This window comes from Streptomyces sp. PU-14G, from assembly GCF_041028275.1.
Lineage (GTDB): Bacteria > Actinomycetota > Actinomycetes > Streptomycetales > Streptomycetaceae > Streptomyces.
This window is the reverse complement of sequence record NZ_JASKYT010000651.1, coordinates 1-1,822: the sequence shown is the minus strand read 5'-3', so window position 1 is coordinate 1,822 and position 1,822 is coordinate 1. Positions and strand designations below refer to the sequence as shown.

The window sequence follows — 1,822 nt, the reverse complement described above, 5'->3', positions numbered from 1 at the left end:
CCGCCCCCTCACCCGCCCGATACGCTCCGTCCCATGCACGGCCGCCTCGCGATCATCACGGACTCCACCGCATACCTGCCGCCCCAGGCCCTGCGTCGGCACGCGATCGAGGCCGTGCCGCTCACCGTCGTGCTCGGTGACGAGGCTTGGGAGGAGGGCACGGAGATCTCCGCCCGCTCGCTGGAGGCCGCGCTGCGCGAGCGGCGCCCCGTGACCACGTCCCGGCCCAGCCCCGACACCTTCGCCCGTGCCTACCGCGCCGCCGCGCGAGCAGGGGCCGAGGGAATCGTTTCGCTGCACCTGTCCTCCGAGTTCTCCGGCACGTACGACGCCGCCCTGCTGGCCGCCAGGGAAGCGCCCGTCCCGGTCCGGGTCGTCGACACCGGGGTGGTGGCGATGGCCCTCGGCTTCTGCGCCCTGGCGGCTGCCGAGACCGCCGAGGCGGGCGGCCGGTTGGACGACGCCGTGGCCGCAGCCCAGAAGCGTGCCGAGGCCACCTGCGCGGTCTTCTGCGTCGACACGCTCGACTACCTGCGCAGGGGCGGCCGGATCGGCGCGGCACAGGCCCTCCTGGGCTCGGCACTCGCCGTCAAGCCGCTGCTGGAGGTGGAGGACGGGCGCATCGAAATGCTGGAGAAGGTCCGCACCGCCTCGAAGGCCGTCGCGCGCCTCGAAGAGATCATCGTGGACCGCGCGGGAGACGCCCGGGTGGACATCGCCGTCCACCACCTGGCCGCGGCCGAACGTGCGGCCAAGCTCGCGGAGCGCTTCCGCGAGCGGGTGCCCGGCCTGCGGGAACTGCACGTCAGCGAGGTGGGTGCCGTCATCGGCGCCCACACGGGACCGGGGCTGCTGGGGGCCGTGCTGTCCGTCAGGTGAGTCTGCGGGCCGAAGCCCTCTCCTCGGCGCGCCTCAACCCCTGGCGGCTCCGGTCTCCTTTCCTCGCGGCGCTTTTCGTCGGGTCACTTCCGGTCGGGCCATCTCCGGTCGGGCCGTCTCCGGTCGAGCCACCTTTGCTGGGTGAGCTTTCCTCGGGCCACTTCTTCTCGGCCTTCTCGCGTTTTTCGCCTTTCTCGGCTTTCTCGGGTCATCTCGGGTCACCTTTCCCCCGGGAGGGTGAGCGAGTTGTCCACAACTCGCGAGTTGTCCACGGAAATCGAGCAAGATCAACACGTGGTGGCGTGGCTGCCTACCGTCCTGGACATGAGCGAACGAGTGGGAGAGCCCGAAGCGGGACGTGTGGTGTCGGGGCGCTCGCCGGTGTGGGGCGCGGACGCGGCTTCGGTGCGTGCGGCAGCGCGCGGAGCCCCGAGCGTCCCAAGGCCCGCGCCACGCTGGGCCGAAGACGACGAGGCGGGCACGGGCAGCCCGCCTGGCGACCAGGGCGGGGGAGTGGCGAGCTCGCCCGGTGACCAGGGCTGGGCCGGTGGTCCCCCGCCGGGTGACCAGGGCTGGGCTGGTGGACCCCCGCTGGGTGACCAGGGCTGGGCCGGTGGGCCCCCGCTGGGCAACGGGGACGGAACCGGAGGGACCTCGCCGGGCGACGGGGACGGAACCGGAGGGACCCCGCCAGGCGCCGGGGACGGTGCAACTGCCCTGGCCGGTGGGACAGACGTGGCCGGGGCGGGCGCGCGCGGCCGTCGTCCGGCCCGGCGACGGCCGCCCCGAGGCCCTCGGGGCAACCCGGGCACGGGCCCGGGCCGGCGGGACGGGCACCGCCTTGTCCGTCGTTCGCGGCGCACGGCACCCGGCCCGGGCGGAGCAGCCACCCGTGCCCGGTCACTTCTCGCCGAGACCTCCCCCTCTGGGCAGAGGCCCCCAC

1 protein-coding gene is annotated in these 1,822 nt (G+C 74.3%); it reads left to right on the top strand.

Going from position 1 to position 1,822, the window contains the following annotated elements; genetic code table 11:
- Positions 1 to 33 precede the first annotated feature (33 nt).
- Positions 34 to 879, top strand: a complete 846-nt coding sequence (locus AB8Z75_RS34395) for a DegV family protein (RefSeq protein WP_369208989.1) — start codon at positions 34 to 36, stop codon at positions 877 to 879.
- Positions 880 to 1,822 lie beyond the last annotated feature (943 nt).

What these genes read in the sequence shown, in the direction of transcription:
- AB8Z75_RS34395 (WP_369208989.1), top strand. Translation starts at nt 34, where the DNA reads ATGCACGGCCGCCTCGCGATCATCACGGACTCCACCGCATACCTGCCG.